This is a genomic window from Enterobacter cloacae complex sp. SHL009 (assembly GCF_049237205.1).
Taxonomy (GTDB): Bacteria; Pseudomonadota; Gammaproteobacteria; order Enterobacterales; family Enterobacteriaceae; genus Enterobacter; species Enterobacter cloacae_M.
Genome location: NZ_JBMKIW010000003.1, coordinates 105,140 through 129,039, shown reverse-complemented (window position 1 = coordinate 129,039; position 23,900 = coordinate 105,140). Strand labels below are relative to the sequence as shown.

The following is a 23,900-nucleotide window of genomic DNA, read 5'->3' as shown; positions in this document are numbered from 1 at the left end:
TCCCTCTCCCTCCGGGAGAGGGTAGGGTGAGGGTGGTTTAACCCCATGACCACAACCGCAACCTTCTCCTTTACCCATCGTCCCCTCGTTCCGTTCGCCCATGATTACGTTCATGGTGACAGCGAGCCGTGGCATGAGCACGACTGCGCGCAGCTGTTGCACACCCTGAGCGGCGTGGTACGGGTCGATACCGCATCGGGCTGTTGGGTTGTTCCTCCGGGTCGCGGCGTCTGGCTACCGGCGGGGACTCGCCACTCGCTTCGCATCACCGGCAACGTGGCGGCGCGAACGCTGTTCATCGATCCGCTGGCGCGGGCCGATCTCCCGGCCTCCTGTCAGATCGTGCAGATCGCGCCGCTGCTGCGCGAGCTGATCCTCGTCTCTCTTGCTTTACCTGAATCGTACTCGCCCGGCAGCCGGGATGAACGCGTCTATGAACTCATTCTCGATGAAATCCGCACCATGCCGGTGCTGCCGTTTCATCTGCCGGAGCCGGAAAGCGAGGCGTTACGCCACCTGTGTCTGCTAATCCGGCAAAACGCGGGAGGGAGCTGGAGCAGCGCGCAGGCCGCGAGCATGATGAACATGAGCGAGCGCACCCTGAACCGCCATTTTCAGCAGCAGACGGGATTAAGCTACGGCGAGTGGCTGAGAAGGGCGCGCCTGCTGGAAGCCTTAGTGCGGCTGGCGCAGGGCCAGCCAGTGCTGCGCGTGGCGCTGGATCTGGGTTACGGCAGCCACAGCGCCTTTACGGCAATGTTCCGCCGGGTGATGGGCGTCTCACCCAGCGATTACTTTAAGAACGACTGACGGCGTTTAAAAGCGCCTGAAGCGACGCGCGCGCCACGTCGCTGTCGATGCCCACGCCCCAGCGGCTGCTCCCGTCCTGGAACAGGCAGCGGATGTAGGCCACTGAGCGGCTGTCGCTGCGTTCGCCTAACGTATGCTCGTGATAATCCTTAATCACGAACGGGGCGTTGACCCAGCGGCTCAAGCCGTGAGCGGCGGCGGAGAGCAGACCGTTACCCTGACCTTCCAGCTGACGCGTTCCCCCCTGCGTAGCGATGCTTGCCGTCAAACGCAGCTGGCCGTCCTGCTGGCTGTCGCTGCGGTAGGATTGCAGCGCAAACTGCGGCGTGGCTACCAGGCCGTAGCGGGTGCGGAACAGCTGCCACAGCGCATTCTGCGTCATCTCTTTTCCGTGGCGATCGGTTTCCTGCTGCACGTGCTGGCTGAAATCCTGCTGCAGGGCGCGGGGTAATTTCAGGCCATGATTCTGTTCGATGAGCCACGCGCTGCCGCTTTTCCCTGACTGGCTGTTCACGCGGATCACCGCTTCGTAGGTGCAGCCGATGTCCTGCGGATCGACGGGCAGATACGGCATCTCCCAGCGATCGCCAGGCCTGCGGGCATCAAAGCCTTTTTTGATCGCATCCTGGTGCGAGCCGGAGAAGGCGGTATAGGCCAGCCGGCCTGCCCACGGGTGGCGCGGATGCACCGGCAGCTGGTTGCAGGCTTCCACCACTTCCACGACCCGGTTCATATCGCTAAAGTCGAGATTCGGGCTGATGCCCTGGCTGTAGAGGTTCATCGCCAGCGTCACCAGGCAGACGTTGCCCGTGCGCTCGCCGTTACCAAACAGACAGCCCTCCACGCGGTCTGCCCCCGCCATCACGGCCAGCTCGGCGCTGGCGACGCCGGTACCGCGGTCGTTATGCGGATGTACGCTGATGCAGACATCCCGGCGGCGGCTGAAGTGGCGACAGAAATACTCGATCTGGTCGGCATAGACGTTCGGCGTGCTCACTTCGACGGTTGCGGGTAAGTTGATCACCATGGGCCGTTCGTCGCACGGCTGCCAGATCTCCGCCACGGCTTCACAAATCTCCAGCGCAAACTCCGGCTCGGTAAAGCAGAAGGTCTCCGGGGAATACTCATACTGCCAGCGGGTGTCCGGGTTCTCTTCACACTGCTGACGAATAAGCCGCGTGAATCGCGTCGCCAGCTCGACGACTTGCGCTTTCTCCATGCCGAATACCAGGCGGCGGAACAGCGGGGCGGTGGCGTTATACAGATGCACGGTAGCCTGCTTCGCGCCGCGCAGGGATTCAAAAGTGCGATGGATGAGATCTTCCCGCGCCTGGGTTAATACCTGAATCGTGACGTCATCCGGGATGCGGTTCTCTTCAATCAGCTGGCGAACAAAGTTGAAATCCGTCTGCGAGGCGGACGGGAAGGCGACCTCAATCTCTTTGAATCCGCAGCCCAGCAGCAGATCCCAGAACTGCAGCTTGCGGGCGCTGTCCATCGGCTCGGCAAGGGCCTGGTTGCCGTCGCGCAGGTCGGTTGAGAGCCAGCGCGGCGCGCAGGTAATGCGTTGCTCCGGCCAGCGGCGGTCGGGCAGGGAAAGGGTCGGATAGGGTTGGTACTTGTCGGCGGGTGTGTTCAGCATAATGCGCTCCTGTTGTCTTTTCACTATCGTGAATTGATTTCAGGAGCGCTGCTTTATCGGAACTGACAATCGCTGTCGCGTTCAGGACAGGGTGCGGTTTTTTGCCGGATGGCGGCTACGCCTTATCCGGCCTACGTTCGTAGGCCCGGTAAGCGAAGCGCCACCGGGCAACTGTCAAAGGACTAGTGCGCGCCACCGCCGCCGCTACCGGCGCCAAACGGTGGTTTAGCAAACCACACCAGCCCCAGCAGGACGATAAAGATCCCCGCCGATATCCAGAAAATCTCGTTGGCCGAGATAATCAGCCCCTGGTTGGTGATCTGCTGGGCAATCCACCCTGACGCCTGCTGCTCCGTCATGCCCATTCCCTGAAGCTGGTTGTACATCTCCCGGGAGTTAGGGTTGAACGGGTTCACCGCTTCGGTCAGCTGGGCATGGTGCATCGATTCACGGTTCGTCCACAGGGTGGTGGTGATCGACGTACCAATCGAGCCCGCCAGCGTTCGCGTAAAGTTCGACAGGCTCGATGCGGCCGCCATGCGCTCAGGCGGTAAACCGGAAAGCGTGATGGTGGTCAATGGCATAAAGAAGCACGCCACGGCAAAGCCCTGAATAAACTGCGGCCACGCGGACGCGCCAAAGTCCATTCCCGGTTCGAACGTATACGCGCGCCAGTAGAAGCACACGGCGTACATGATAAAGCTGAACGTCACCAGCCGGCGCATGTCGAGCTTGTGGGCGAAGCGGCCAATAATCGGCGACAGCAGAACCGGAATCAATCCAACCGGCGCCGAGGCTAAACCTGCCCAGGTTGCGGTGTAGCCGTATACCTCCTGCAACAGCTGCGGCAGCAGTACAATCGCGCCGAAGTAGAGCATGTAGGCGAGGCTGATACACAGACAGCCTATGGTGAAGTTTCGCGACTTAAACAGCGACAGGTCGACTATCGGGTTATCGTCCGTCAGCTCCCAGACAATCAGGAAGCTCAGCGACACCACCGCGACAATCGTCAGGATGATGATCTCCCTGGAGTTGAACCAGTCCAGCTCTTTGCCCTGGTCGAGCATGACCTGCAGGCTACCGATGCCGACAACCAGCAGTGCCAGACCAATGGCATCGATACGCCGCTGTTCCGTCCGGGTTTCTCTGCCGCGCAGCGACTGGAGCGTCAGCATTACCACGAGGGCGCCAATCGGTACGTTGATGAAGAAGATCCAGCCCCAGTGATAGTTGTCGCTGATATAGCCGCCTAAGATAGGCCCGCAAATCGGCGCGACAATTACGGTCATTGACCACAGCGCCAGCGCAATCGAGCGTTTGGCGGGCGGGTAGTTGTTCAGCAGTAAGCTCTGCGACAGCGGGATCAGCGGCCCGGCGACAATCCCCTGAATGACGCGGAAGAAAATCAGCATCGTCAGGCTGCTGGACATGCCGCACGCCCAGGAGGCAAGAACGAACAATACCGTCGACCAGAGGAACAGCTTCACCTCACCGACGCGCTTTGCCAGCCAGCCGGTAATCGGAATGGAGATGGCGTTTGCCACCCCAAACGAGGTAATGACCCAGGTCCCCTGGCTCAGCGACGAGCCAAGGTTACCGGCGATAGTCGGGATCGCCACGTTTGCGATGGTGGAGTCCAGCACCTGCATGAATGTCGCCAGCGACAGCGCGATGGTCATAATGACCAGCTGCGCGCCTTCCAGCGGTTTTTGCGGCTTTTGCTGTTGCATAACGCTCACCTTCGGATTAACCGGCGTTTGCCTTCACGATGTCATCGATCAGCTTGTTGACCGGATCGAGGCTAATTTCACGGGCGTTACTTTCATAAGCCGGACTGCTGCGCACCTGGCTTGCCAGGATCTGACCGTCGCGGTTGGCGGTGTCGACCGTCACCAGCGTAGAGAGGCCGATACGCAGCGGGTGATCCGCCAGCTGTTTGGCATCCAGCTCAATACGCACGGGCAGACGCTGAACCACTTTGATCCAGTTACCGGTGGCGTTTTGCGCAGGCAGCAGGGAGAAAGCGCTGCCGGTCCCCATGTCCAGACCAACCACTTTACCGGTGTACTTCACGTCATCGCCGTAGATGTCGCTGACAACCGTCGCGCTCTGGCCGATACGCATATGGGCAAGCTGCGTCTCTTTAAAGTTGGCGTCTACCCACAGATTGTCTGCCGGCACGACCGCCATCAGCGGCGTGGTTGGGCTAATCTGCGCCCCTGGCTGGACGGAACGACGGGAGACATAGCCGGTCATCGGGCTGACGATTTTGGTACGCTGCAGGGCAAGCCACGCGTTGCGCACTTCGGTCGCCGCCTGCTGTACGGCAGGCTGGTTTTCAAGGCTGGTGCCCAGCACCATCGCCTGGTTGGCGTTGTACTGTTGAATGGCTACATCCAGCTGTGCCTGAGCGCTGGCAACGGCGTCGCGGGCATGCTGCAGCTCTTCACGGCCAATCAGGTTGGCGGTGCCGAGCGGAACGCGGCGGTTCAGGTCGCTCTGCGCCTGCGCCAGCGCCGTTTTCTGCACGTCGATGTTGGCCTGCAGCTGTTTGCTGTTGATCATCAGCTGACGGGTCTGACGGACGCTGGAGGCCAGCGCGGTCTGTGCTTTTTCAAACGCCTGCTGGGCGTCGGTTGGATCGAGGGTCACCAACACATCGCCTTTTTGCACAAAGTCGGTATTGTCAGCCCAGACTTTCGTCACGCTGCCCGACACCTGCGCCATAATTTGTACCTGGTTCCCTGCCACGTACGCGTCGTCAGTCTCTTCAGCATGACGCAGTACTAAAAACCAATAGATCCCATATGCCACGGCAATAATGATAAAGAGCAAGGTCAACAGAAGAAGGGCGCTCTTACGTTTGCCTTTCTTGTTGGCCGGTTGCTGCGGGGTAGTGCTCTCCGCATTTGCGCTCATTGTTGTTCTCCACGATCTTCTTATTTTCACATCGGCTGAGCCGACCTGTTGTCAGAAAGGCCAGCACTGTGACGTGCTGGCCTGTCGGTTTTCTTATGAATCTGGAATGGTGAGCGTGTCGTCGCGTTAGCGCAGCGCCTCAAGAACGGCGCCGTCTTCATCCATCTGGTCCAGACGGGTGAGCAGCTTGCGAGTGATGTGCTCAAGCTGGTCGCGCTCGGCGGTGCTGAGGGCAGACCAGAGTTTGTGCAGGCAATTGTGCTGAGGTGGCAGCACCTCGCGCAGGAACTGGTGACCTTTATCGGTCAGTTGCAGATGCAGGCAGCGGCGATCGTTGTCGCTTTCACGGCGCTCAATCCAGCCGCGCTTTTCGAGTTCATCGGCAATACGGGTCGCATTGGTACGGGAGGAGCCCAGCGCGCAGCTCAGTTCGGAAGGCTGAATGCTGTGATTTTCCTGAGACTCCAGCGTAATCAACGCCATAAACAACGTCTCGTTAATCCCTTGAGCTTTCAGCATTTTATTACGGTTTTCCAGTAGCTTACCTTGCATGTGCATGCACAGGCGAGTCAGCAGGATTTCCTGATACGGGAAGTCCTCATGGCGACTGGCGCGGAATTTAAGCATTTGTTCAATGGGCGTAAACGAACTATCCATTTGGGCATAACCTCATTAATTACAGCCGATATAGTAACGATAGTGACAAATAATGTAAATGAATTATTTGTGCGGTTATATCCGCCAAACTTATGTCACCATCAGAAAGCGCCGGGTAAGTCCGTGACCCGGTGAGCACAGAAAGCGTTGGGTGTGAACCCGCTGAAGAGAGGATGTGAGGACGGGGGTCTGAACTATTCATGCCGATTGTAAATATGTCACCCACATTAAAATTTCTGGGATAAATGATTACGTTTACATTAACAGAGTGAAGGGTCTCTTAACACCCTAAGAGGCCAACTCAATGTAAATGTTAGTTAATTGCATCCTGACGGTGATAACCGCGCCACCATACTACCAGGTTGAGGGTAGCGACGATGGCCCCGATCGCGCATACCCCCGACCAGCCCGCATGCTGCCACGCCGACGCTGAAATAAGCGAACCCGCCGCGCCGCCGATGAAGTAGCTGGTCATGTATCCGGCCGTCAGACGGTTACGCGCCTCTGGCTTCACGCGATAGATGACGGTCTGATTGGTGATGTGAACGCCCTGAACGGTGAGATCGAGCACCAGGATACCGACAATCAGCGCCAGCACCGAGATGTGTCCGTACCAGATCGCCGCCCAGGAGAGCAGAAGTAAAACCAGCCCTGCGGAGGTGGTCAGGTGGGATTTGCCCTTATCGGCCAGCCCGCCAGCGGGACGCGCGCCCAGTGCGCCTGCGGCACCGGCCAGGCCGAACAGGCCAATCACCCCTTCGGAATAGTTGAACGGCGGCGCGGCCAGCAGAAACGCCATCGACGTCCAGAGAATGCTGAAGTTAGCGAAGGTGAAACAGCCCAGCAGGGCGCGGGTGCGCAGAAGCTTGTCCTGCGTAAACAGGCTGAAAACGGAGGCCAGCAGCTGAGGATAGTTCAGGTGGTTTTCCTGCTTCACTTTTGGCAGCCCGCGCCACAGCGCCAGCGCCATGATGACCATCAGCACGCTCGCCACCCAGTATACGGTGCGCCAGCCGCCAAGGCTTGCCAGCAGCCCTGCAACGGTACGCGCCAGCAAAATCCCCAGCAGCAGGCCGCTCATGATGGTGCCCACCACCTTGCCGCGTTTTTCCGGGGAGGCGAGGGTCGCGGCGAGCGGGACCAGGATTTGCGCCACCACGGAGAACAGCCCCGTAAGCGCGGTTCCGACGATCATCATCGTCAGCGACTGGCTGCTGGCGGTGATCAGCATCCCACCGGCGGCCAGCAGGGTCATGGAGACGATCAGCATTCGGCGTTCAAACATATCGCCGAGCGGCACCAGGAACAGCAGCCCGGCGGCATAGCCTAGCTGTGCTGCGGTAACGATAAAGCCTGCGGAGCTGGCAGAGAGATTGAACGCGCGGGCGATGGTGTCGAGAAGAGGCTGCGCGTAATAGTTGCTGGCGACCGCCAGACCCGTTGCCACGGACATTAAAAGGATGAGTGCGGGGCTAAGCCCTTGAGCTGTTTTTGTCATTAGTTTCAGGAATCGTTAGTTGAGTGATTATTTTTCCGGAAACCATAATAGCTAATGATTGTGAATAGTGGGGGATTGTTGGGTGATGTATTGTGCGGTTTAGGTGAATGGTGCGGTCTGGTGCCCTCACCCTAACCCTCTCCCACAGGGAGAGGGAACGCTAACAGAGAGCCGGGGTGAGGGAAAATGTTTTACTTCTGCGCTTCAAGCGCCTCTTTCACCCAGCCGTCAAACTGCTGCTGGTGGGCCTTGATCCAGCCGTCGACGTGGCCTTTCACATCCGCTTCAGACGATTTGCCCGCATGCATCATCGCGTTCTGGGCATTGATGTCCGCCAGCGGCAGCTTCATTACCGAGAACAGCTTCGCCGCCGCCGGGTTTTTCTCCGCCCAGGCTTTGTTGGCCACGATATGCATGGTGTTCACCGGGAAGCCGTAGTTCATGCCGTTCGGCAGTTTGGTGTCGATATCCTTCTGCTCGCCCGGAAGGGAGGAGAACGGCACCTGCAGCCACACCACGTCTTTGCCCGGCTTCAGCACGTCGCTCACCCAGTACGGCGTCCAGGTGTAGTAGATCACCGGTTTACCCTCTTTGAAGCGGGCAATGGTGTCGGCCATCATCGCTGAATAGTTGCCGTGGCTCACGTCGACCGTTTTCGCCAGATCGAAAGCTTTGTTCTGGTGGTTAATCACCGCTTCACAGCCCCAGCCCGGCGAGCAGCCCATCATGTCGGCCTTGCCGTCGCCGTTGGTGTCGAACAGTTTGGCGATCTTCGGATCTTTCAGCTGTTCAATGTTGGTGATGTGGTACTGGTCGGCAGTTTTCTTGTCGATCAGATACCCCTGCGCCGCGCCCGTCACGAAGGTGCCTTCGCGGTAGAACTTCTTGTCGCCACCGGCGGCGGCATACATGTCGTCGTGCAGCGGCTGCCAGTTCACCGCGGTAAAGGTGGCGTCACCAGAGGCAATCGACGTGTAGCCTACGTTGTAGTCCACTTCGCTCGGCGTGTTAACCGTGTAGCCCAGCTTCTCCAGCGCGCGGCTGACGATCAGAGTCTGGAAGCTCTCTTCCGAAATGGTGCTCTGCACCGGCTGCACGGTAATGCCTTTACCCGGCAGGTCAGCCGCAAACGCGCTGGTGGAGACAAGGGTGGCAAACGCTGTGGCAAAAAGTACGTTATGTCGCATCGTTGTTCCTTATTTTGATTTCGAGAAAGGGCGGGTGAGTAACCCGACAGGGCCGGTGGTATACCAGCGACGGTTGCCGCGACTGCGTGAATCACGACCGACTGCCTGGGTCAGGCGGTCAAGGATAATGGCGAGGATCACAATGCCGACGCCGCCGACGGTGGCCAGCCCCATATCGAGACGGCCAATGCCGCGCAGCACCATCTGGCCCAGACCGCCAACAGCGATCATCGAGGCGATCACCACCATCGACAGGGCCAGCATCAGCGTCTGGTTAACGCCCGCCATGATGGTTGGCATCGCCAGCGGGAGCTGAACCTTAAACAGCATCTGGCGCGGGCTGGCGCCGAACGAGCGTGACGCTTCGATCAGGTCCGCAGGCACCTGGTTAATCCCCAGAATGGTCAGACGAATAATCGGCGGCAGGGCGAAGATAATGGTCACCACCACGCCCGGCACGTTGCCGATACCAAACAGCATTACGATAGGCACCAGATAGACGAACGCCGGGGTGGTCTGCATCGCATCCAGCAGCGGACGAATAATCTTCGCTGCCCGCGGGCTGCGCGCCAGCCAGATCCCCATCGGCAGGCCGATGACAATGCAAAAGAGCAGGGCGGTCAGCACCAGCGCCAGGGTGATCATCGCCTGCGACCACGCGCCAATTGCGCCAATGGCAATCAGCGAGATCAGCGTGGCGATCCCCATCCCCGCGCTACCGAACTGCCAGGCAATCAGGGAGAACAGGATAATCGCCACCGGCGCCGGCATGCCCAGCATCAGCTGCTGGAAGCCGTTCAGGATGTAATCCACCGGGACGCGGATCCCCTGGAAGACCGGACGGAAGTGCGTGACCACCCAGTCGATCCCCTCTGTGACCCAGCTGTCCAGCGGGATCAGCGTTTTATGGAACGGATCCATGATGTTGAAATGTTCTGGCGCAGGCGCGGGTGCGCTGTTCAGCCAGTCTGCCGCGCCGCCGCCATCGGCAGGAGCGGGCGTGGAACCCCACGCGTCGGTGGATTGCGCAGCGCTGTCCGCTGCCTCAGTGGTGCCCCACGGGTTAGATTGATCGGTCATTGTTTGCCCCCTCGCGATCTAAAGCCTGCAGCAGCATCCGTTTTGAGATGATGCCGACGTACTGTTGTTCCTCACCGACGACCGGCACGGCGCACGGCGCCTGGCCTACGTGAGAGAGCAACTCGCTGAGCGGCGTTTCGGCGTCCACGGCAAGCGGAGCGTCAATTAACGCCGCATCGATTCCCTGGTTCTCAGTGAGAGCCGTTTTCAGGGAGTCGATGGAGACAATGCCAACAAATTTATTGCCGCGTTCAACCAGATATCCGTATTCACGGTCTTCGTCCTGCAGCAGCTTAAGCGCCGAGCGCGGGCCGAAGCCTGGCGTTTTACGGATAATGCCGTTTGGCGTTCGACGGGCAATATCTTTGGCGCTAAAGACCTGGCTAATATCCACGCCGCGGAAGAAGGTGCGGACATAATCGTTCGCCGGATTATTGAGAATTTCATCCGGCGTGCCGACCTGCACCACTTCACCGTTTTGCATAATGGCAATGCGGTCGCCAATACGCATGGCTTCATCCAGATCGTGGGAAATAAAGACAATAGTTCGCTGATGTTTAGCCTGTAATTTTACCAGCTCGTCCTGCATCTCGGTACGAATTAACGGATCGAGGGCGGAGAAGGCTTCATCCATTAATAATATGTCTGGATTAATGGCTAATGCACGGGCTAATCCCACGCGCTGACGCATACCGCCGGAAAGTTCATCCGGATACGCATGCGCATAATTTTCCAGCCCGACCTGACGCAGCGCATCAAGGGCTTTTTCCTGACGTTCCTGAGCCGGCGTGCCGGCTAATTCCATGCCGAAAGCGGTATTATCCAGCACCGTCATGTGCGGCATCAGCGCGAATGACTGGAACACCATTGCAATCTTCTTTCTGCGCACCTCGCGAAGCTCTGCGTCTGATATTCTGGCGATATCCACGCCGTCAATCAGCACCTGTCCGCGGGTGGGTTCAATCAGGCGATTGAGAAGGCGAACCATAGTGGATTTACCCGAACCGGATAATCCCATGATGACAAAAATCTCGCCTTCTTCAATGGCCAGACTGGCGTCTTTAACGCCAAGCGATAGCCCGGTTTTTTCCAGAATTTGCTCTTTCGTAAGGCCTTTCTCAATATATTTGAATGCGCGCTGCGGATGCTCGCCAAATACTTTATAAAGATTTTTCACTTCTAATTTAATTGCCATGCAATAGAGAGTGTCCTGTTATTTGTTTATGCCGATATGATTACCATGGTAAATTGTTAACGGGCATAACCCTAACATACTGAGAATCTGAGACAACCCTGAGTCGGGATGAAGGCAAAATTTTGACGCAAGCGAAACGGCTGAATTTCCCATGAATAAAGGGCTGAGGGCGATTTGAATTTTTCTCAATTTTTTGCTGCTGCATCGTGAAATTTCGCCTGAACCGGAATGATTCAGGCGAATATGACGTGGAAATTACAGTGTAGTTGTTTTGTAAATATTAGAGTGGGAATTGTTGGGTTTATATTAAATTAACGAACGTTAGCGTTCATCAAAAATCCCAGTCTTCATCCTCGGTTTCCACCGCTTTGCCCATCACGTACGATGAGCCCGATCCCGAGAAGAAATCGTGGTTTTCGTCGGCATTGGGCGACAGCGCGGCCAGAATCGCCGGGTTCACCTCCGCCATCTCCGGCGGGAACAGCGCGTCGTAGCCCAGGTTCATCAGCGCCTTGTTGGCGTTGTAGCAGAGGAAGGCCTTCACGTCGTCCTCCCAGCCGGTGCCGGCGTAGAGTTCCTCCGTATAGCTCAGCTCGTTGTCGTACAGATCCATCAGCAAATCGAGCGCAAAGCCTTTAAGCTCCTCGCGCTTCGCCTCGCTGACTTTCTCCAGTCCTTTCTGATACTTATAGCCAATGTAATACCCGTGCACCGCTTCATCACGAATGATGAGCCGAATCAAATCGGCGGTGTTGGTGAGCTTGCCCCGGCTCGACCAGTACATGGGCAGCCAGAAGCCGGAATAGAAGAGGAAAGATTCCAGGAACACGCTGGCGATCTTCTTCTTCAGCGGCTCGTCGGCGCGGTAATATTCCAGAACCAGCTCCGCCTTTCTCTGTAATGACTCGCTCTCTTCACTCCAGGCGTAGGCTGCGTCCACGTCTTTGGTCTGGCACAGGGTCGAGAAAATCGAGCTGTAGGAGCGGGCATGCACCGCCTCCATAAAGCTTATGTTCGACATCACCGCCTCTTCGTGCGGCGTCAGCGCGTCGCTCATCAGAGCCGGTGCACCGACGGTATTCTGAATGGTGTCCAGCAGCGTCAGGCCGGTAAAGACGCGGATCGTCAGCTGCTGTTCGGCGTGGCCGAGCGTTTGCCAGGCCGGAATATCGTTGGAGAGCGGGACCTTTTCCGGCAGCCAGAAGTTGCTGGTGAGGCGGTTCCACACCTCCAGATCTTTATCGTCCTGAATCTTGTTCCAGTTAACGGCACTCACGCGTGACAGTTTCATCCTTTCTCCTTACAGCGCGCAGGACACGCAGCCTTCGATTTCGGTTCCTTCCAGCGCAAGCTGGCGCAGGCGAATGTAGTAGAGCGTTTTGATGCCTTTCTTCCAGGCGTAGATCTGCGCTCTGTTGATATCCCGCGTGGTGGCGGTGTCCGGGAAGAACAGCGTAAGCGACAGTCCCTGATCCACGTGTTTCGTCGCCTCGGCGTAGGTATCGATGATTTTTTCCGGGCCGATCTCATACGCGTCCTGATACAGCGCCAGGTTCTCATTGGTCATAAACGGGGCAGGGTAGTAAACGCGCCCGGTTTTGCCTTCCTTACGAATTTCAATTTTCGACACGATCGGGTGAATGCTCGACGTGGCGTGGTTGATGTAGGAGATCGATCCGGTCGGCGGCACCGCCTGCAGGTTCTGGTTATAAATGCCGTAGCGCATCACGTCGTCACGCAGCTGCTGCCACATCTCGCGCGTCGGCAGGGTAATCCCCGCGCGGGCAAACAGTTCGCGCACTTTTTCGGTTTTCGGCTGCCAGTCGCCTTCAAGATACTGGCTGAAATAGGCTCCGCTGGCGTAACGGGAGTGCTCAAAGCCCGCGAACCGCTGGCTGCGCTCGCGCGCCAGCATCATCGAGGTGTGCAGCGCGTGCCAGGTAATGGTGTAGAAATAGAGGTTGGTGAAATCCAGCCCTTCCGGACTGCCGTAGGCGATACCTTCGCGCGCCAGATAGCCGTGCAGGTTCATCTGCCCCAGACCGATGGCGTGCGAAGCGGCGTTGCCCGCTTCAATAGACGGTACGCTGCGGATGTGGCTCATGTCCGACACCGCCGTCAGCCCGCGAACGGCGGTTTCTATCGTGCGGCCAAAGTCGGGGGAATCCATGGTGTGGGCAATATTCAGCGACCCGAGGTTGCAGGAGATATCCTTGCCGATGTCCGCGTAGTCCAGGTTTTCGTCGTAGGTAGACGCGCTGTTGACCTGCAAAATCTCCGAGCACAGGTTGCTCATGTTGATGCGCCCGGCAATCGGGTTCGCGCGGTTCACCGTATCCTCAAACATGATATACGGATAGCCGGACTCAAACTGGATCTCCGCAAGCGTCTGGAAGAAATCGCGGGCATTGATGGTTTTTTTGCGGATGCGATCGTCGGCCAGCAGCTCGTCGTACAGCTCGCTGATGGCCACGTCGCCAAAGGCTTTGCCGTAGATTCGCTCAACGTCATACGGCGAGAAAAGCGCCATCTCGGCATTCTCTTTGGCGAGCTTAAAAGTGATATCCGGGATCACCACGCCAAGCGACAGCGTTTTGATGCGAATTTTTTCGTCGGCGTTTTCACGTTTGGTATCAAGAAAACGCAGAATGTCCGGGTGGTGCGCGTGCAGGTAAACCGCGCCCGCACCCTGACGCGCGCCAAGCTGGTTGGCATAGGAGAAGGCATCTTCCAGCATCTTCATCACCGGGATCACGCCGGAGGACTGGTTTTCGATGCGCTTGATCGGCGCGCCCGCTTCACGCAGGTTCGAGAGCAGAAACGCCACGCCGCCGCCGCGTTTGGAAAGCTGCAGCGCCGAGTTCACCGCGCGGCCAATCGACTCCATATTGTCTTCGATACGCAGCAGAAAACAGGAAACCAGCTCGCCGCGCTGGGCTTTGCCGCAGTTGAGAAAGGTCGGCGTGGCGGGCTGGAAGCGGCCGGAGAGGATCTCGTCGGCGAGCTGCTCCGCCAGCGCTTCATCGCCCTGCGCCAGCGTCAGCGCCACCATCGCCACGCGATCTTCAAAGCTCTCTAAGTAGCGCTTGCCGTCAAAGGTCTTCAGCGTGTAGCTGGTGTAGTACTTCCACGCGCCGAGGAAGGTCTGGAAACGAAAGCCGCTGGCGTGGGCGCGTTCAAACAGCTTCACCACAAAGGCGCGGTCGTAGCGGGTGAGCGTGCGCGCGTCGTAGTAGCCCTCGTTCACCAGATAGTCGAGACGTTCATTCTGGCTCGCAAACGTCACGCTGTTGGGCCGCACGTGGGCGGCAAAAAAGGCGTCCACCGCCTCACGATCTTTCTCGAACTGAATGCGTCCCTCCCGATCGTAGAGGTTAAGCATGGCGTTTAATGCATGGTAATCCGGTGTCGCCTGAATCACCCGTTCTGCGGTTGTCGTTGCCAAAATTCGTTCACTCCTTTACGCACGTTTTCGACGTCCTGCTGTGTCCCCATCAGCTCAAAACGATAGAGATACGGCACGCCGCATTTTTGAGAAATGACATCCCCGGCGCGGCCGAAGGCATCGCCGAAATTGCGATTCCCCGCCGCGATCACTCCGCGAATCAGCCCGCGGTTGTGAGGATCGTTCAGAAAGCGGATCACCTGGCGAGGCACGGCTCCTGCCGTGCCGCCTCCGCCATAGCTGGGCACCACCAGAATGTACGGTTCATCTACCCGGATCCGCTCCCGCTCGTTCAGCGGAATGCGCACCGCAGGCAGCCCGACGCGCTCAATAAAGCGGAGCGTGTTTTCCGAGCTGCTGGAGAAGTAGACCAGCCCGCTCATGCACGCGTGGCCTGAGCGCTCAGGCGGTTAATCATGTCCGGGCGGAAGCCAGACCAGCTTGTCTCCCCGGCGACCACCACCGGAAGCTGACGAAAACCCTGCTTGCGCAGGGTGTCTGCGGCCTCGGGGACCTGGTCAACATTCACCATTTCAAACGCCACGCCGCGGCTTTCCATTGCCCGTTTGGTCGCGTGGCACTGAACACAATCGTTACGAGTGTAAATAATAATGCTCATGATTCGTATTTCCATTTAAAATGAGGGTGCGGCGCGAATCATCGCGTCAGGTTGTGTGTATCTTGCTAAAAGGAATACTAGATGTAGTTGTCTTAAGTTTCAACCATACAAGATATGGGAAATTTAGATTAATATCGCCCCTGTGATGAGCACAGCGGGGCAGGGCAGGCTGTACGGGTTTTTCAGGCTTACGGGCATAAAAAAGCCCCGGCGCCTGAGGCTACCGGGGCAGAATACGCGGGATTATTTACGCAGGCTGAGCAGGGCACCGACGAAGATGCCGACCGCCGCGACGGTTCCCAGAGTACATAGCGGTTTTTCACGCACGAAGGTCGTAGCACAGCTTGCCATATCGCAGGCAGCCTGCGTGGCGCGTGAACGTCCGTTCATACGGGCGCGGGTTTCACGGAGCAGAGACTGAGCCTTACGCTTTGCGGCTTCCGCTTCGTCCTTCGCGTCACTTCCCCAGGACTTCAGCACCTCTTCCAGCGTGTCCGCTAATTGGCTGACATCATTACGAATATCCTGAGCGTCGTCGTTAATATCGTTTCGGTTCGGTCTGTTAAACATACGATCCTCCGTAATTTTGTGTTCCCGTTCAGTTTAGTTCAGAAATTTAATATCTGAAGCGCATCACGCGTTATCCGGCAGTTTATGGACTATTCTGAAAGCCCTGCTATTGCTGAATACTGTAAGGTTGCCGGGCAGGAAAAGATAACGAGGAAAAGATATGTATTTACGACCTGACGAGGTGGCACGCGTTCTTGAAAAAGAGGGATTCACCATGGATGAGGTGACGCCAAAAGCGTATGGATATCGCCGCGGCGAGAATTATGTTTATGTTAATCGCGAAGCAAGAATGGGACGTACCGCTCTCATTATTCACCCGACGCTGAAAGACAGAAGTTTGTCATTTGCTGAGCCTGCCTCGGATATTAAAACCTGCGATCATTATCAGCAATTTCCGCTCTATTTAGGCGGTGAACGGCATGAGCATTACGGTATTCCGCACGGTTTCAGTTCGCGTATGGCGCTGGAGCGATTTTTGAAGGGACTGTTTGGCGACGTACAGTAAATCCGCGACTGGCGTGCGCCAGTCGCTTCACATCACGCTTTTGCCTGGCTGTACTGGCTGACTTTAAACAGGCGGCGGCAGTAGTCGAGGAAATAGCCGTAAACGGCTCCCATCAACATCGAAATAACAATATTCGAACTGACCGCCGCAGCGATCTGGTGCCAGTCTGCACCGACTGTCAGGAGAATGGCCACGTAAACCGGCGACTGGAACGTCACATACGCCAGAACGTCCGCCAGGTTTTTCACCCAGCCTGCTGGGCTGATACGACGCGCGAAACGCATTACCGCATCGCGGTATAAACCGTAAGGCCATGCAATAATAATATTGACCGGGATCGCCACCAGACGAGAAGAAAACGACTGCTCGAAGGACATTCCGGAGAGGAATATTTCGATCAGCATGTTCACGACGGAACAGTAAACAACCATCGCGAAAGTATCCGCCACCGCGTGGCGCAGGCGAGATTGCGGCGAGAACATGTCTGAACTCCTTGAGAAGAACACAAAAGAAACGATTTTCCTTCAGCGGTTAGTGCTTTAGGTTGGTTTGTTTGACGTGTATAGCGTATATCTCTGCGTTTGAACTAACAACTAGTGATAAATTTTTATTTAATCGCCTTTTGTCCACAAAATTCTCTAAAGTTGTTCGTTTTTTGTTCCGATCGTTATAATCTGTCTTGTTTGATGGTTATTGCATTAAAATCAATGAGTTGGTTTTGTTAGTGGCTAAAGTCAGGAATCCTCCACCTGACGCGGCGCAGTATGCTGTAATTTGGATTAAAGTTGGCCATTTATATTAATGGAGTGATTGGATTCATCGATGTCCTGTCAGCACCTTGCGCTATTATTAACAGTGAGTTCTAAATATATTTACACTGATGCCCGTACGGACCCTTGGGTAGATATTTCAACTCAAATGAATTATTCTGTCGGCGATTTATCTATTTACCCCCCAAAGAAAAGGTTTTCAAATAATATGTCTTTGACGTTACAGAATCTTAATAATATCCGAACCCTGCGCGCCATGGCGCGTGAATTATCCCTGGACGTTCTTGAGGAAATGCTGGAAAAGGTCAGGGTCGTTACTGAAGAGAAACGCAGCGAGCTGACGGAATTAGAGCAGCAGCGTGCTGAGCAGCAGGAAAAAATTAATGCCCTGCTGGAGCTGATGAAAGCTGATGGTATTTCACCGACTGACCTGCTTGGTTCTGAACTAGCGCAGACGGGTAAGCCAGCGAAAAAGCGTAAGCCGCGTGAAGCAAAATATCGCTTTATTGACCAGAACGGCGAAGAGAAAACGTGGACCGGCCAGGGCCGCACGCCGAAGCCTATCGCCAGCGCGCTGGCAGACGGTAAATCACTGGATGATTTTCTGATCTAACGAATGAGCCGGGCGGAACACGCCGCCCGGCTGACTGTTCAGCAGACGCCGAAATCGCCTTCTTCGGTATAAGGCGCCACATCGGCGGCTTTCAGCGTATATTTCTCGCCTTGCTCATTGCTGGCCTGGACCGCCACAATGCTGTCACCGTTTACTTCGAGCACTTTCAGTTTCGGGCCGCCTTTACGCGGTTGCACATAATCACCGACAGAAAACATATTACCTCCTCATCGTTTTAGCGATCTTCACCTTAGCCCACGCATGACGCCGGGTACAGCGTATTTCACCGATTACTGCTTATGAGGTACGCCGGTTCCAGGGCATCACCTTGAGCAGTCGCGCCATGCCGCAAAAGCCCGTCACACCGGCGAACAGCAGACCGGCTCCGACAAAGCCGCTGAGCAGGAAAAAGCCGCTGGAGACGCTATAGCCCAGCACCACGCCACAGAGTATTAACAGCCCGGCGGCAATTTGCACCTGACGCATCAGCGGCAGCGGCTGGGACTTGTCTTCGACGGTCGGCAGTCCGGCCTGCTTCCAGCCCTGAATGCCCCCCTCGACCACAAATGCCTCTGCGGGCGCGGCGGCCTGAGCAAGGCGGTCGGCATTCCCCGACGTCCGGGCGCCGGACTGGCAGTGAAAAATCACCGTATCGCCCGCCTGCGCGTTAAGCGCGCCGGGTAAGGTATCCAGCGGCACGGACCGCGCGGCGGGAATATGCTCGCGGGCGTACTCATCGGCATCACGAATATCAATCAGTTTTGCGCCTTCAGCGACGCGGGCATTGGCCTGGCGCGGTGAAAGAAGAGGAAGTGACATGGCGACTCCTTACGGGCAATAAAGGGTTTTCAGGGTGCTGATAAGCTGATGTACCGCATTGTTTTTAATGGAATAGAGAATGCGCTGCGCGTCGCGAGTGCTGTCGATAAGCCCTTCCTCACGCATGCGCGCCAGATGCTGCGACGTGGCGGAAGGACTTAGCCCCGTGGCTCGCGCAAGCTCCCCCGCGCTGGTGCCGGGCGCTCCGCATAGGGTGCAGAGGATCAGCAGGCGACGGGGGTTGCTCATCGCTTTTAAGAGTGTGGCGGCCTGCCCGGCGCTGGCCTGAAGCTGTTCGAGTTCTGTCATAATAGTTTAGCATTTACTTAATTAAGTAAATGCTAAACTAATTCGATGCATTAAACCAGCGTCAAAAGCGTAAAAGAGGGTAAACGCGAGGCCCGGAACTGGTATAGACGAATAAACTGGCTATGCTTACAGCATTCTCTTTATTATTTTCAATGGATTAGATTGAACGGAGTGTTTATATGGGATTTTGGCGTATTGTTTTTACGATCCTTATACCGCCGCTGGGCGTGCTGTTGGGCAAAGGGTTTGGCTGGGCGTTTATTATCAACATTCTTCTGACGCTGCTGGGCTACTTCCCCGGCCTCATTCACGCGTTTTGGGTACAAAGCAAAAGCTAGGCGCGCCACAGTAAATCGCTATAGATATCGGTCAGTACCCCCGCTGGACCAAACTGCTGCTTGATCCACCGCGTGACCTGGCCGGTTGCGGCATGCTGCGTGGCGAGCAGCATGCGCGAATCCTGACGCGGGTTGTTAATCCGTCGGGTGACCAGCAGCCCCGCGTCTACCGCCTCGCGGACCATGTATTCCGGCAAAAAGCCAATCCCTTCGCCCAGGATCTGACACTGACATTTGGTGTTAAAGTCCGGGACCAGAATCGCCTCCTGCCCGTGCAGCAGCCAGCCGACCTTTTTGTTAATGGTGTGCGCGGTATCTTCCACCATGATGTTGGGATACAGGCGCAGCTGGCTTTCCGCTATTGGCTCCGGGGTGAATGCCAGCGGATGTTCCGGCGCGATGGCAAACACCCAGCGAATGGCGCCGATCTCGGTGTAATCAATCCCGCCACCGTCCAGCAGCGTGTCCGGCGCGCCAATCGCGATGTTGGCCTGGTTATTGATGATGGAGTCCCAGACGCCGTTGTAGACCTCGGTGGTCACGGTGATCTGACAGGTGGGAAACTGCTTTTTTAGCACCTGCAGCAGCCGCGCCGTGTGGCGTGGGGTATACAAAAGCTGGTTGATACAGATGCGCACCCGCGCCTCAATGCCCTGAGAAATGGTGTCAATCCCGCGCTTGATGGCGTGAAAGTCGTTAAGCAGGTCGGTGGCCTTACGGTAAAAGTAAAACCCGGACTCGGTCAGCTCGATGCTGCGCGTGCTGCGGACAAACAGCACTACGTCCAGCCCGGTCTCCATGCGCTTAATGGTGTAACTGATAGCAGAGGTCGTCACGCCCAGTTCAGCGGCGGCTTTGCTGAAGCTGCCGAAGCGTGCGGCGGTAGTAAAGGCCAGCAGGTTTTCCTCGGTAAAGATGGAATTCATATCTCACTTCCTTCAGCCATCAGTTTTGAACATATTTTAACAGCGTCGTTACAACGCATTTGAAGCCGATCACAGTTCTGACTCTTTGTCGAAAGCCGCATGCGGTAAGGCTTCGTAAGACATAAGCATAATGCAGCCAGAAGCGCTAAAAAGCGGGGAAACATAAGAAAAAGGTTGCACAGACGCACGTTTTGACCGGTTTATTGAATTTACCTCAACAATGAATTGACTGTCGATGAATCATTTTTAAGCGGATTCTTTTATGACCAGGCTGTTGCTATTCTCAGGTCAACAGAAATAAAAACATCGGGAGTCTGAATATGTCTGCGAACGAACTCGTTACTGAATTTCTGCTGGCGGCAGAAGAGGGCAATAGCGATGCGCTAAAAGCCTGTCTGGAGAAAGGCGTGGATATTAACGCCACCAACCGTCAGAAAAGAACCGCCGTTATTATTGCCAGCCTGAAAAAGCATTATGACTGCGTGGCGTTATTAATTGCCGCCGGGGCGGATATTGATAAACAGGATCAGACCTGCTTTAACCCCTTCCTCATTAGCTGCCTGACCAACGATATCACCCTGCTGCGCCTTGTCCTTCCGGCAAATCCGGATCTCGACCGCCTGACGCGCTTTGGCGGCGTGGGCATTACGCCAGCCAGTGAAAAAGGGCACGTGGAGATCGTTCGCGAGCTGCTGGAGAAAACGGATATCAACGTCAACCACACCAACTTTGTCGGCTGGACGCCGCTGCTGGAAGCGATCGTGCTTAACGACGGCGGCGCTAAGCAGCAGGAGATCGTGAAGCTGCTGTTGGATCACGGCGCGAACCCGCACATGACCGATAAATACGGTAAAACCCCGCTCGAACTGGCGCGGGAAAAAGGCTTCGATGCAATAGCTGACCTGCTGCTGGCGGCGGGCGCATAACGCATTCGGCCAGCTTTTTCCGGCTGGCCGCTAATTAAAACGCATTTTTACCGACGTGCATTTTGCACGACGGCGGTCCCCTTTTATCCGCGTTCAGGAGAAAATAATGCCCACAAAAATCGTCATAAAAAAGAACACATATTTTGACTCCGTCTCATTAATGTCTGTTTCCACCAAAGCCAATAAATTACCGGGCGTCGAGCAGGCGTTTGTCGCGATGGCGACGGAAATGAACAAAGGCGTATTAAAAAACCTCGGGCTAATAACGCCGGAATTAGCGGAAGCCAAAAACGGCGACCTGATGATCGTAATTAAAGGCGACGCGGCGAATGATGAAACGCTGGCGGCCATCGAAGCGCTGTTCACGCGTAAAGAGAGCGGCGGCACCCATGAAGCGCGCTACGCCACGATTGCCAGCGCCAAAACTCATCGCCCGGAGAGCAACCTCGCGGTGATTTCCGTCAACGGCACCTTCGCTGCCCGCGAAGCGCGCCAGGCGCTGGAAAACGATCTCAACGTGATGCTGTTTTCCGATAACGTGTCGCTCGACGACGAGCTGGCGCTGAAGCAGCTGGCGCATAAGAAAGGTCTGCTGATGATGGGGCCGGACTGCGGCACCGCCATTATCAACGGCGCGGGACTGTGCTTTGCCAACGCGGTGCGCCGCGGACCGATTGGAATCGTCGGCGCATCCGGCACCGGCAGCCAGGAGCTGAGCGTGCGCATTCACGAATTCGGCGGCGGCGTGTCGCAGCTGATTGGCACCGGCGGACGCGATCTCAGCGAGAAAATCGGCGGCCTGATGATGCTCGACGCCATCGACATGCTGGAAGCGGACGACGCGACCCAGGTCATCGCGCTGATCTCCAAGCCGCCGGCCCCTGCCGTGGCGGAGAAGGTGCTGGCCCGCGCGCGCGCCTGCCGCAAGCCGGTGGTTGTCTGCTTCCTCGGCCGCAGCGAACCGCCCGCCGATGAAGACGGCCTGCAGTTTGCGCGCGGCACCAAAGAGGCGGCCCTGAAGGCGGTCCTGCTCACCGGCATCAAAAAAGAGTCCCTCGATCTGCATCCGCTCAACTGGCCGTTGATTGAAGAGGTGCGCACTCGCCTGACGCCGCAGCAGAAGTACATTCGCGGCCTGTTCTGCGGCGGAACCCTGTGCGACGAGGCGATGTTCGCGGCGCTTGCGAAATTCGACGACGTTTACAGTAACATCCAGCCCGATCCGTCTAAGCGCCTGGGCGACGTCAATGTCAGTAAAGCCCACACCTTCCTCGACTTTGGCGACGACGACTTCACCAACGGCAAGCCGCACCCCATGATCGACCCGACCAACCGCATCAGCCGCCTGCTGCAGGAGGCGCGCGATCCGGAGGTGGGCGTCATCGTGATGGACTTCGTGCTGGGCTTCGGCGCGCATGAGGATCCGGTCGGCGTGATGATCGACGCTATCAAAGAGGCGCAGGCGATCGCGAAGGCCGATAACCGTCCTCTGGAAATTCTCGGCTACGTGCTCGGCACCGACCAGGATCCGCAGTCGCTGGCGCAGCAGTGCCAGTTGCTGACCGACGCAGGCGTCATCTTGGCCAGCAGCAGTACCAACACCGGATTACTGGCACGCGAATTTGTCTGCAAAGGGGAGAAAGCATAATGACGACCTTATTCAACCAGCCGCTGAACGTGATTAACGTCGGCATTGCGATGTTCAGCGACGACCTCAAAAAACAGCACGTTCCCGTGACCCAGCTCGACTGGACGCCGCCGGGGCAGGGCAATATGCAGGTCGTTGAAGCGCTCGACCAGCTGGCGGAAAAACCGCTGGCGGAGAAAATTGCCGCCGCCAACCGCATCGCTCTTGAGCGCATTATTCAGTCCCATCCGGTGCTGGTGGGCTATGACCAGGCCATTAACGTGGTGCCGGGCATGACCCGCACCACCATTCTGCACGCCGGTCCGCCTGTCGCCTGGGAGAACATGTGCGGGGCGATGAAGGGTGCGGTCACCGGGGCGCTGGTGTTTGAAGGGCTGGCGAAAGATCTGGACGATGCGGCAAGGCTCGCTGCCTCCGGAGATATTACCTTCTCGCCGTGCCACGAGCACGACTGCGTGGGCTCGATGGCGGGCGTCACCTCCGCATCGATGTTTATGCACATCGTTGAAAACAAAACCTACGGCAACCGCGCGTTCACCAACCTCAGCGAGCAGATGGCGAAGATCCTGCGCATGGGCGCTAACGACCAGAGCGTGATCGACCGTCTGAACTGGATGCGCGACGTGCTCGGCCCGATGCTGCGCGACGCGATGAAGATCGTCGGCGAAATCGACCTGCGCCTGATGCTGGCTCAGGCGCTGCACATGGGCGACGAGTGCCACAACCGCAACAACGCGGGCACCACGCTTCTTATTCAGGCGCTGACGCCGGGGCTGATTCAGGCGGGTTATCCGGTGGCGCAGCAGCGCGAGGTGTTCGAGTTTGTCGCCAGCAGCGACTACTTCTCCGGCCCGACCTGGATGGCGATGTGTAAGGCCGCGCTGGACGCCGCGCACGGCATTGAGTACAGCACCGTCGTCACCACCATGGCGCGTAACGGATACGAGTTCGGCCTGCGCGTTTCCGGCCTGCCGGGGCAGTGGTTCACCGGCCCGGCGCAGCAGGTGATCGGCCCGATGTTCGCGGGCTATAAGCCGGAAGACTCCGGGCTGGACATCGGCGACAGTGCCATCACCGAAACCTACGGCATCGGCGGTTTTGCGATGGCGACGGCCCCGGCGATTGTTGCGCTGGTGGGCGGGACGGTGGATGAAGCTATCGACTTCTCCCGTCAGATGCGCGAAATCACCCTCGGCGAAAACCCGAACGTCACCATTCCGCTGCTCTCGTTTATGGGCATCCCAACCGCCATCGACATCACCAAAGTCGCGGGCAGCGGCATTCTGCCGGTGATTAACACCGCCATTGCCCACAAAGACGCGGGCATCGGCATGATTGGGGCGGGCATCGTTCACCCGCCGTTTAGCTGTTTTGAAAAGGCGCTGTTGACCTTCCGCGATCGCTACTTTTTATAAGGCATGCAT

25 protein-coding genes are annotated in these 23,900 nt (G+C 57.1%); 7 read left to right on the top strand and 18 right to left on the bottom strand.

Going from position 1 to position 23,900, the window contains the following annotated elements; translation table 11 throughout:
• Positions 1-45 precede the first annotated feature (45 nt).
• On the top strand, positions 46-810 hold the full coding sequence (locus ACOTZC_RS09355; RefSeq protein WP_126303022.1) for an AraC family transcriptional regulator: 765 nt from the start codon (positions 46-48) through the stop codon (positions 808-810).
• Here ACOTZC_RS09355 and leuA read toward each other — a convergent pair.
• The 13 genes from leuA to ACOTZC_RS09290 form a co-directional block, all read right to left on the bottom strand.
• Positions 797-2,452, bottom strand: coding sequence for a 2-isopropylmalate synthase (gene leuA / locus ACOTZC_RS09350; protein ID WP_126303021.1), 1,656 nt, complete (start codon positions 2,450-2,452; stop codon positions 797-799). The two genes, ACOTZC_RS09355 and leuA, sit on opposite strands and share 14 nt — an antisense overlap.
• Before the next feature lie 182 nt (positions 2,453-2,634).
• Positions 2,635-4,182 carry a multidrug efflux MFS transporter permease subunit EmrB gene (emrB, locus tag ACOTZC_RS09345; RefSeq protein WP_023308935.1) on the bottom strand — a complete coding sequence of 516 codons (1,548 nt, stop codon included), beginning with the start codon at positions 4,180-4,182 and terminating at the stop codon, positions 2,635-2,637.
• A gap of 16 nt (positions 4,183-4,198) precedes the next feature.
• Positions 4,199-5,371, bottom strand: a complete 1,173-nt coding sequence (emrA, locus tag ACOTZC_RS09340; RefSeq protein ID WP_023308934.1) for a multidrug efflux MFS transporter periplasmic adaptor subunit EmrA — start codon at positions 5,369-5,371, stop codon at positions 4,199-4,201.
• 126 nt (positions 5,372-5,497) lie between these two features.
• The gene (mprA, locus tag ACOTZC_RS09335; protein WP_023308933.1) at positions 5,498-6,028 is read right to left on the bottom strand and encodes a transcriptional repressor MprA; all 531 of its coding nucleotides are present in this window, start codon (positions 6,026-6,028) and stop codon (positions 5,498-5,500) included.
• A gap of 313 nt (positions 6,029-6,341) precedes the next feature.
• Positions 6,342-7,526 (bottom strand): MFS transporter, encoded by a 1,185-nt coding sequence (locus tag ACOTZC_RS09330; protein ID WP_045357559.1) that lies wholly within the window; start codon positions 7,524-7,526, stop codon positions 6,342-6,344.
• Positions 7,527-7,717: 191 nt separating this feature from the next.
• Complete coding sequence (gene proX, locus ACOTZC_RS09325) at positions 7,718-8,713, bottom strand: glycine betaine/L-proline ABC transporter substrate-binding protein ProX (RefSeq protein ID WP_045404718.1); 996 nt, start codon at positions 8,711-8,713, stop codon at positions 7,718-7,720.
• A 9-nt stretch (positions 8,714-8,722) separates the two neighbouring features.
• Positions 8,723-9,793, bottom strand: coding sequence for a glycine betaine/L-proline ABC transporter permease ProW (proW, locus tag ACOTZC_RS09320; RefSeq protein WP_322408177.1), 1,071 nt, complete (start codon positions 9,791-9,793; stop codon positions 8,723-8,725).
• Entirely contained in the window at positions 9,777-10,988 is a 1,212-nt protein-coding gene (proV, locus tag ACOTZC_RS09315) for a glycine betaine/L-proline ABC transporter ATP-binding protein ProV (protein WP_032660399.1), read from the bottom strand. The genes proW and proV overlap by 17 nt, the downstream gene beginning before the upstream one ends.
• Before the next feature lie 331 nt (positions 10,989-11,319).
• Positions 11,320-12,279: a class 1b ribonucleoside-diphosphate reductase subunit beta gene (nrdF, locus tag ACOTZC_RS09310; protein ID WP_023333169.1), complete on the bottom strand. Its 960-nt coding sequence runs from the start codon at positions 12,277-12,279 to the stop codon at positions 11,320-11,322.
• A 9-nt stretch (positions 12,280-12,288) separates the two neighbouring features.
• Positions 12,289-14,433: a class 1b ribonucleoside-diphosphate reductase subunit alpha gene (gene nrdE, locus ACOTZC_RS09305; protein ID WP_322408176.1), complete on the bottom strand. Its 2,145-nt coding sequence runs from the start codon at positions 14,431-14,433 to the stop codon at positions 12,289-12,291.
• Positions 14,406-14,816 (bottom strand): class Ib ribonucleoside-diphosphate reductase assembly flavoprotein NrdI, encoded by a 411-nt coding sequence (gene nrdI / locus ACOTZC_RS09300; RefSeq protein WP_023308926.1) that lies wholly within the window; start codon positions 14,814-14,816, stop codon positions 14,406-14,408. The genes nrdE and nrdI overlap by 28 nt, the downstream gene beginning before the upstream one ends.
• Complete coding sequence (gene nrdH, locus ACOTZC_RS09295) at positions 14,813-15,052, bottom strand: glutaredoxin-like protein NrdH (RefSeq protein WP_023308925.1); 240 nt, start codon at positions 15,050-15,052, stop codon at positions 14,813-14,815. Before nrdH ends, nrdI begins: the two co-directional genes overlap by 4 nt.
• 243 nt (positions 15,053-15,295) lie before the next feature.
• A complete protein-coding gene (locus tag ACOTZC_RS09290; protein WP_045404711.1) occupies positions 15,296-15,622 on the bottom strand; it encodes a DUF883 domain-containing protein in 327 nt (108 codons plus the stop codon).
• A gap of 160 nt (positions 15,623-15,782) precedes the next feature.
• Here ACOTZC_RS09290 and ACOTZC_RS09285 point away from each other — a divergent pair, with 160 nt between their 5' ends.
• On the top strand, positions 15,783-16,127 hold the full coding sequence (locus tag ACOTZC_RS09285) for a DUF2002 family protein (protein ID WP_023308923.1): 345 nt from the start codon (positions 15,783-15,785) through the stop codon (positions 16,125-16,127).
• Between the two features lie 32 nt (positions 16,128-16,159).
• Here ACOTZC_RS09285 and alaE read toward each other — a convergent pair whose 3' ends face one another.
• Positions 16,160-16,609, bottom strand: coding sequence for an L-alanine exporter AlaE (gene alaE, locus ACOTZC_RS09280; protein WP_045404708.1), 450 nt, complete (start codon positions 16,607-16,609; stop codon positions 16,160-16,162).
• A gap of 496 nt (positions 16,610-17,105) precedes the next feature.
• On the opposite strand from alaE, the gene stpA reads away from it, so the two are divergent.
• Positions 17,106-17,510 carry a DNA-binding protein StpA gene (gene stpA, locus ACOTZC_RS09275; RefSeq protein ID WP_032660403.1) on the top strand — a complete coding sequence of 135 codons (405 nt, stop codon included), beginning with the start codon at positions 17,106-17,108 and terminating at the stop codon, positions 17,508-17,510.
• A gap of 38 nt (positions 17,511-17,548) precedes the next feature.
• On the opposite strand, the gene ACOTZC_RS09270 is transcribed toward stpA, so the two are convergent.
• The 3 genes from ACOTZC_RS09270 to ACOTZC_RS09260 form a co-directional block, all read right to left on the bottom strand.
• Entirely contained in the window at positions 17,549-17,728 is a 180-nt protein-coding gene (locus ACOTZC_RS09270) for a hypothetical protein (RefSeq protein WP_023308920.1), read from the bottom strand.
• 79 nt (positions 17,729-17,807) lie between these two features.
• Positions 17,808-18,329: a rhodanese family protein gene (locus ACOTZC_RS09265; protein WP_059347771.1), complete on the bottom strand. Its 522-nt coding sequence runs from the start codon at positions 18,327-18,329 to the stop codon at positions 17,808-17,810.
• A 9-nt stretch (positions 18,330-18,338) separates the two neighbouring features.
• Positions 18,339-18,638, bottom strand: coding sequence for an ArsR/SmtB family transcription factor (locus ACOTZC_RS09260; protein WP_023308918.1), 300 nt, complete (start codon positions 18,636-18,638; stop codon positions 18,339-18,341).
• Positions 18,639-18,817: 179 nt separating this feature from the next.
• Between ACOTZC_RS09260 and ACOTZC_RS09255 the strand changes: the two genes are divergently transcribed.
• Positions 18,818-18,976, top strand: coding sequence for a YqaE/Pmp3 family membrane protein (locus ACOTZC_RS09255; protein WP_023308917.1), 159 nt, complete (start codon positions 18,818-18,820; stop codon positions 18,974-18,976).
• Here ACOTZC_RS09255 and ACOTZC_RS09250 read toward each other — a convergent pair.
• The gene (locus ACOTZC_RS09250) at positions 18,973-19,902 is read right to left on the bottom strand and encodes a LysR substrate-binding domain-containing protein (protein WP_033146353.1); all 930 of its coding nucleotides are present in this window, start codon (positions 19,900-19,902) and stop codon (positions 18,973-18,975) included. The two genes, ACOTZC_RS09255 and ACOTZC_RS09250, sit on opposite strands and share 4 nt — an antisense overlap.
• A gap of 320 nt (positions 19,903-20,222) precedes the next feature.
• Between ACOTZC_RS09250 and ACOTZC_RS09245 the strand changes: the two genes are divergently transcribed.
• The 3 genes from ACOTZC_RS09245 (at position 20,223) to ACOTZC_RS09235 (ending at position 23,891) form a co-directional block, all read left to right on the top strand.
• Positions 20,223-20,828: an ankyrin repeat domain-containing protein gene (locus tag ACOTZC_RS09245; RefSeq protein ID WP_039263421.1), complete on the top strand. Its 606-nt coding sequence runs from the start codon at positions 20,223-20,225 to the stop codon at positions 20,826-20,828.
• A gap of 106 nt (positions 20,829-20,934) precedes the next feature.
• A complete protein-coding gene (gene fdrA / locus ACOTZC_RS09240; RefSeq protein WP_163354232.1) occupies positions 20,935-22,476 on the top strand; it encodes an acyl-CoA synthetase FdrA in 1,542 nt (513 codons plus the stop codon).
• Entirely contained in the window at positions 22,476-23,891 is a 1,416-nt protein-coding gene (locus ACOTZC_RS09235; RefSeq protein WP_174259557.1) for a DUF1116 domain-containing protein, read from the top strand. The genes fdrA and ACOTZC_RS09235 overlap by 1 nt, the downstream gene beginning before the upstream one ends.
• Positions 23,892-23,900: the final 9 nt, after the last annotated feature.

Excerpts from the sequence above, each read along its gene's own strand:
- ACOTZC_RS09255 (WP_023308917.1), top strand. The coding sequence starts at position 18,818 with ATGGGATTTTGGCGTATTGTTTTTACGATCCTTATACCGCCGCTGGGC.
- emrB (WP_023308935.1), bottom strand. The coding sequence starts at position 4,182 with ATGCAACAGCAAAAGCCGCAAAAACCGCTGGAAGGCGCGCAGCTGGTC.
- ACOTZC_RS09330 (WP_045357559.1), bottom strand. The coding sequence starts at position 7,526 with ATGACAAAAACAGCTCAAGGGCTTAGCCCCGCACTCATCCTTTTAATG.
- proW (WP_322408177.1), bottom strand. The coding sequence starts at position 9,793 with ATGACCGATCAATCTAACCCGTGGGGCACCACTGAGGCAGCGGACAGC.
- ACOTZC_RS09265 (WP_059347771.1), bottom strand. The coding sequence starts at position 18,329 with ATGTCACTTCCTCTTCTTTCACCGCGCCAGGCCAATGCCCGCGTCGCT.
- ACOTZC_RS09270 (WP_023308920.1), bottom strand. The coding sequence starts at position 17,728 with ATGTTTTCTGTCGGTGATTATGTGCAACCGCGTAAAGGCGGCCCGAAA.
- proV (WP_032660399.1), bottom strand. The coding sequence starts at position 10,988 with ATGGCAATTAAATTAGAAGTGAAAAATCTTTATAAAGTATTTGGCGAG.
- alaE (WP_045404708.1), bottom strand. The coding sequence starts at position 16,609 with ATGTTCTCGCCGCAATCTCGCCTGCGCCACGCGGTGGCGGATACTTTC.
- ACOTZC_RS09260 (WP_023308918.1), bottom strand. The coding sequence starts at position 18,638 with ATGACAGAACTCGAACAGCTTCAGGCCAGCGCCGGGCAGGCCGCCACA.
- ACOTZC_RS09245 (WP_039263421.1), top strand. The coding sequence starts at position 20,223 with ATGTCTGCGAACGAACTCGTTACTGAATTTCTGCTGGCGGCAGAAGAG.
- fdrA (WP_163354232.1), top strand. The coding sequence starts at position 20,935 with ATGCCCACAAAAATCGTCATAAAAAAGAACACATATTTTGACTCCGTC.
- nrdH (WP_023308925.1), bottom strand. The coding sequence starts at position 15,052 with ATGAGCATTATTATTTACACTCGTAACGATTGTGTTCAGTGCCACGCG.
- nrdF (WP_023333169.1), bottom strand. The coding sequence starts at position 12,279 with ATGAAACTGTCACGCGTGAGTGCCGTTAACTGGAACAAGATTCAGGAC.
- ACOTZC_RS09285 (WP_023308923.1), top strand. The coding sequence starts at position 15,783 with ATGTATTTACGACCTGACGAGGTGGCACGCGTTCTTGAAAAAGAGGGA.
- leuA (WP_126303021.1), bottom strand. The coding sequence starts at position 2,452 with ATGCTGAACACACCCGCCGACAAGTACCAACCCTATCCGACCCTTTCC.
- ACOTZC_RS09355 (WP_126303022.1), top strand. The coding sequence starts at position 46 with ATGACCACAACCGCAACCTTCTCCTTTACCCATCGTCCCCTCGTTCCG.
- emrA (WP_023308934.1), bottom strand. The coding sequence starts at position 5,371 with ATGAGCGCAAATGCGGAGAGCACTACCCCGCAGCAACCGGCCAACAAG.
- nrdI (WP_023308926.1), bottom strand. The coding sequence starts at position 14,816 with ATGAGCGGGCTGGTCTACTTCTCCAGCAGCTCGGAAAACACGCTCCGC.
- ACOTZC_RS09250 (WP_033146353.1), bottom strand. The coding sequence starts at position 19,902 with ATGAATTCCATCTTTACCGAGGAAAACCTGCTGGCCTTTACTACCGCC.
- stpA (WP_032660403.1), top strand. The coding sequence starts at position 17,106 with ATGTCTTTGACGTTACAGAATCTTAATAATATCCGAACCCTGCGCGCC.
- ACOTZC_RS09290 (WP_045404711.1), bottom strand. The coding sequence starts at position 15,622 with ATGTTTAACAGACCGAACCGAAACGATATTAACGACGACGCTCAGGAT.
- mprA (WP_023308933.1), bottom strand. The coding sequence starts at position 6,028 with ATGGATAGTTCGTTTACGCCCATTGAACAAATGCTTAAATTCCGCGCC.
- proX (WP_045404718.1), bottom strand. The coding sequence starts at position 8,713 with ATGCGACATAACGTACTTTTTGCCACAGCGTTTGCCACCCTTGTCTCC.
- ACOTZC_RS09235 (WP_174259557.1), top strand. The coding sequence starts at position 22,476 with ATGACGACCTTATTCAACCAGCCGCTGAACGTGATTAACGTCGGCATT.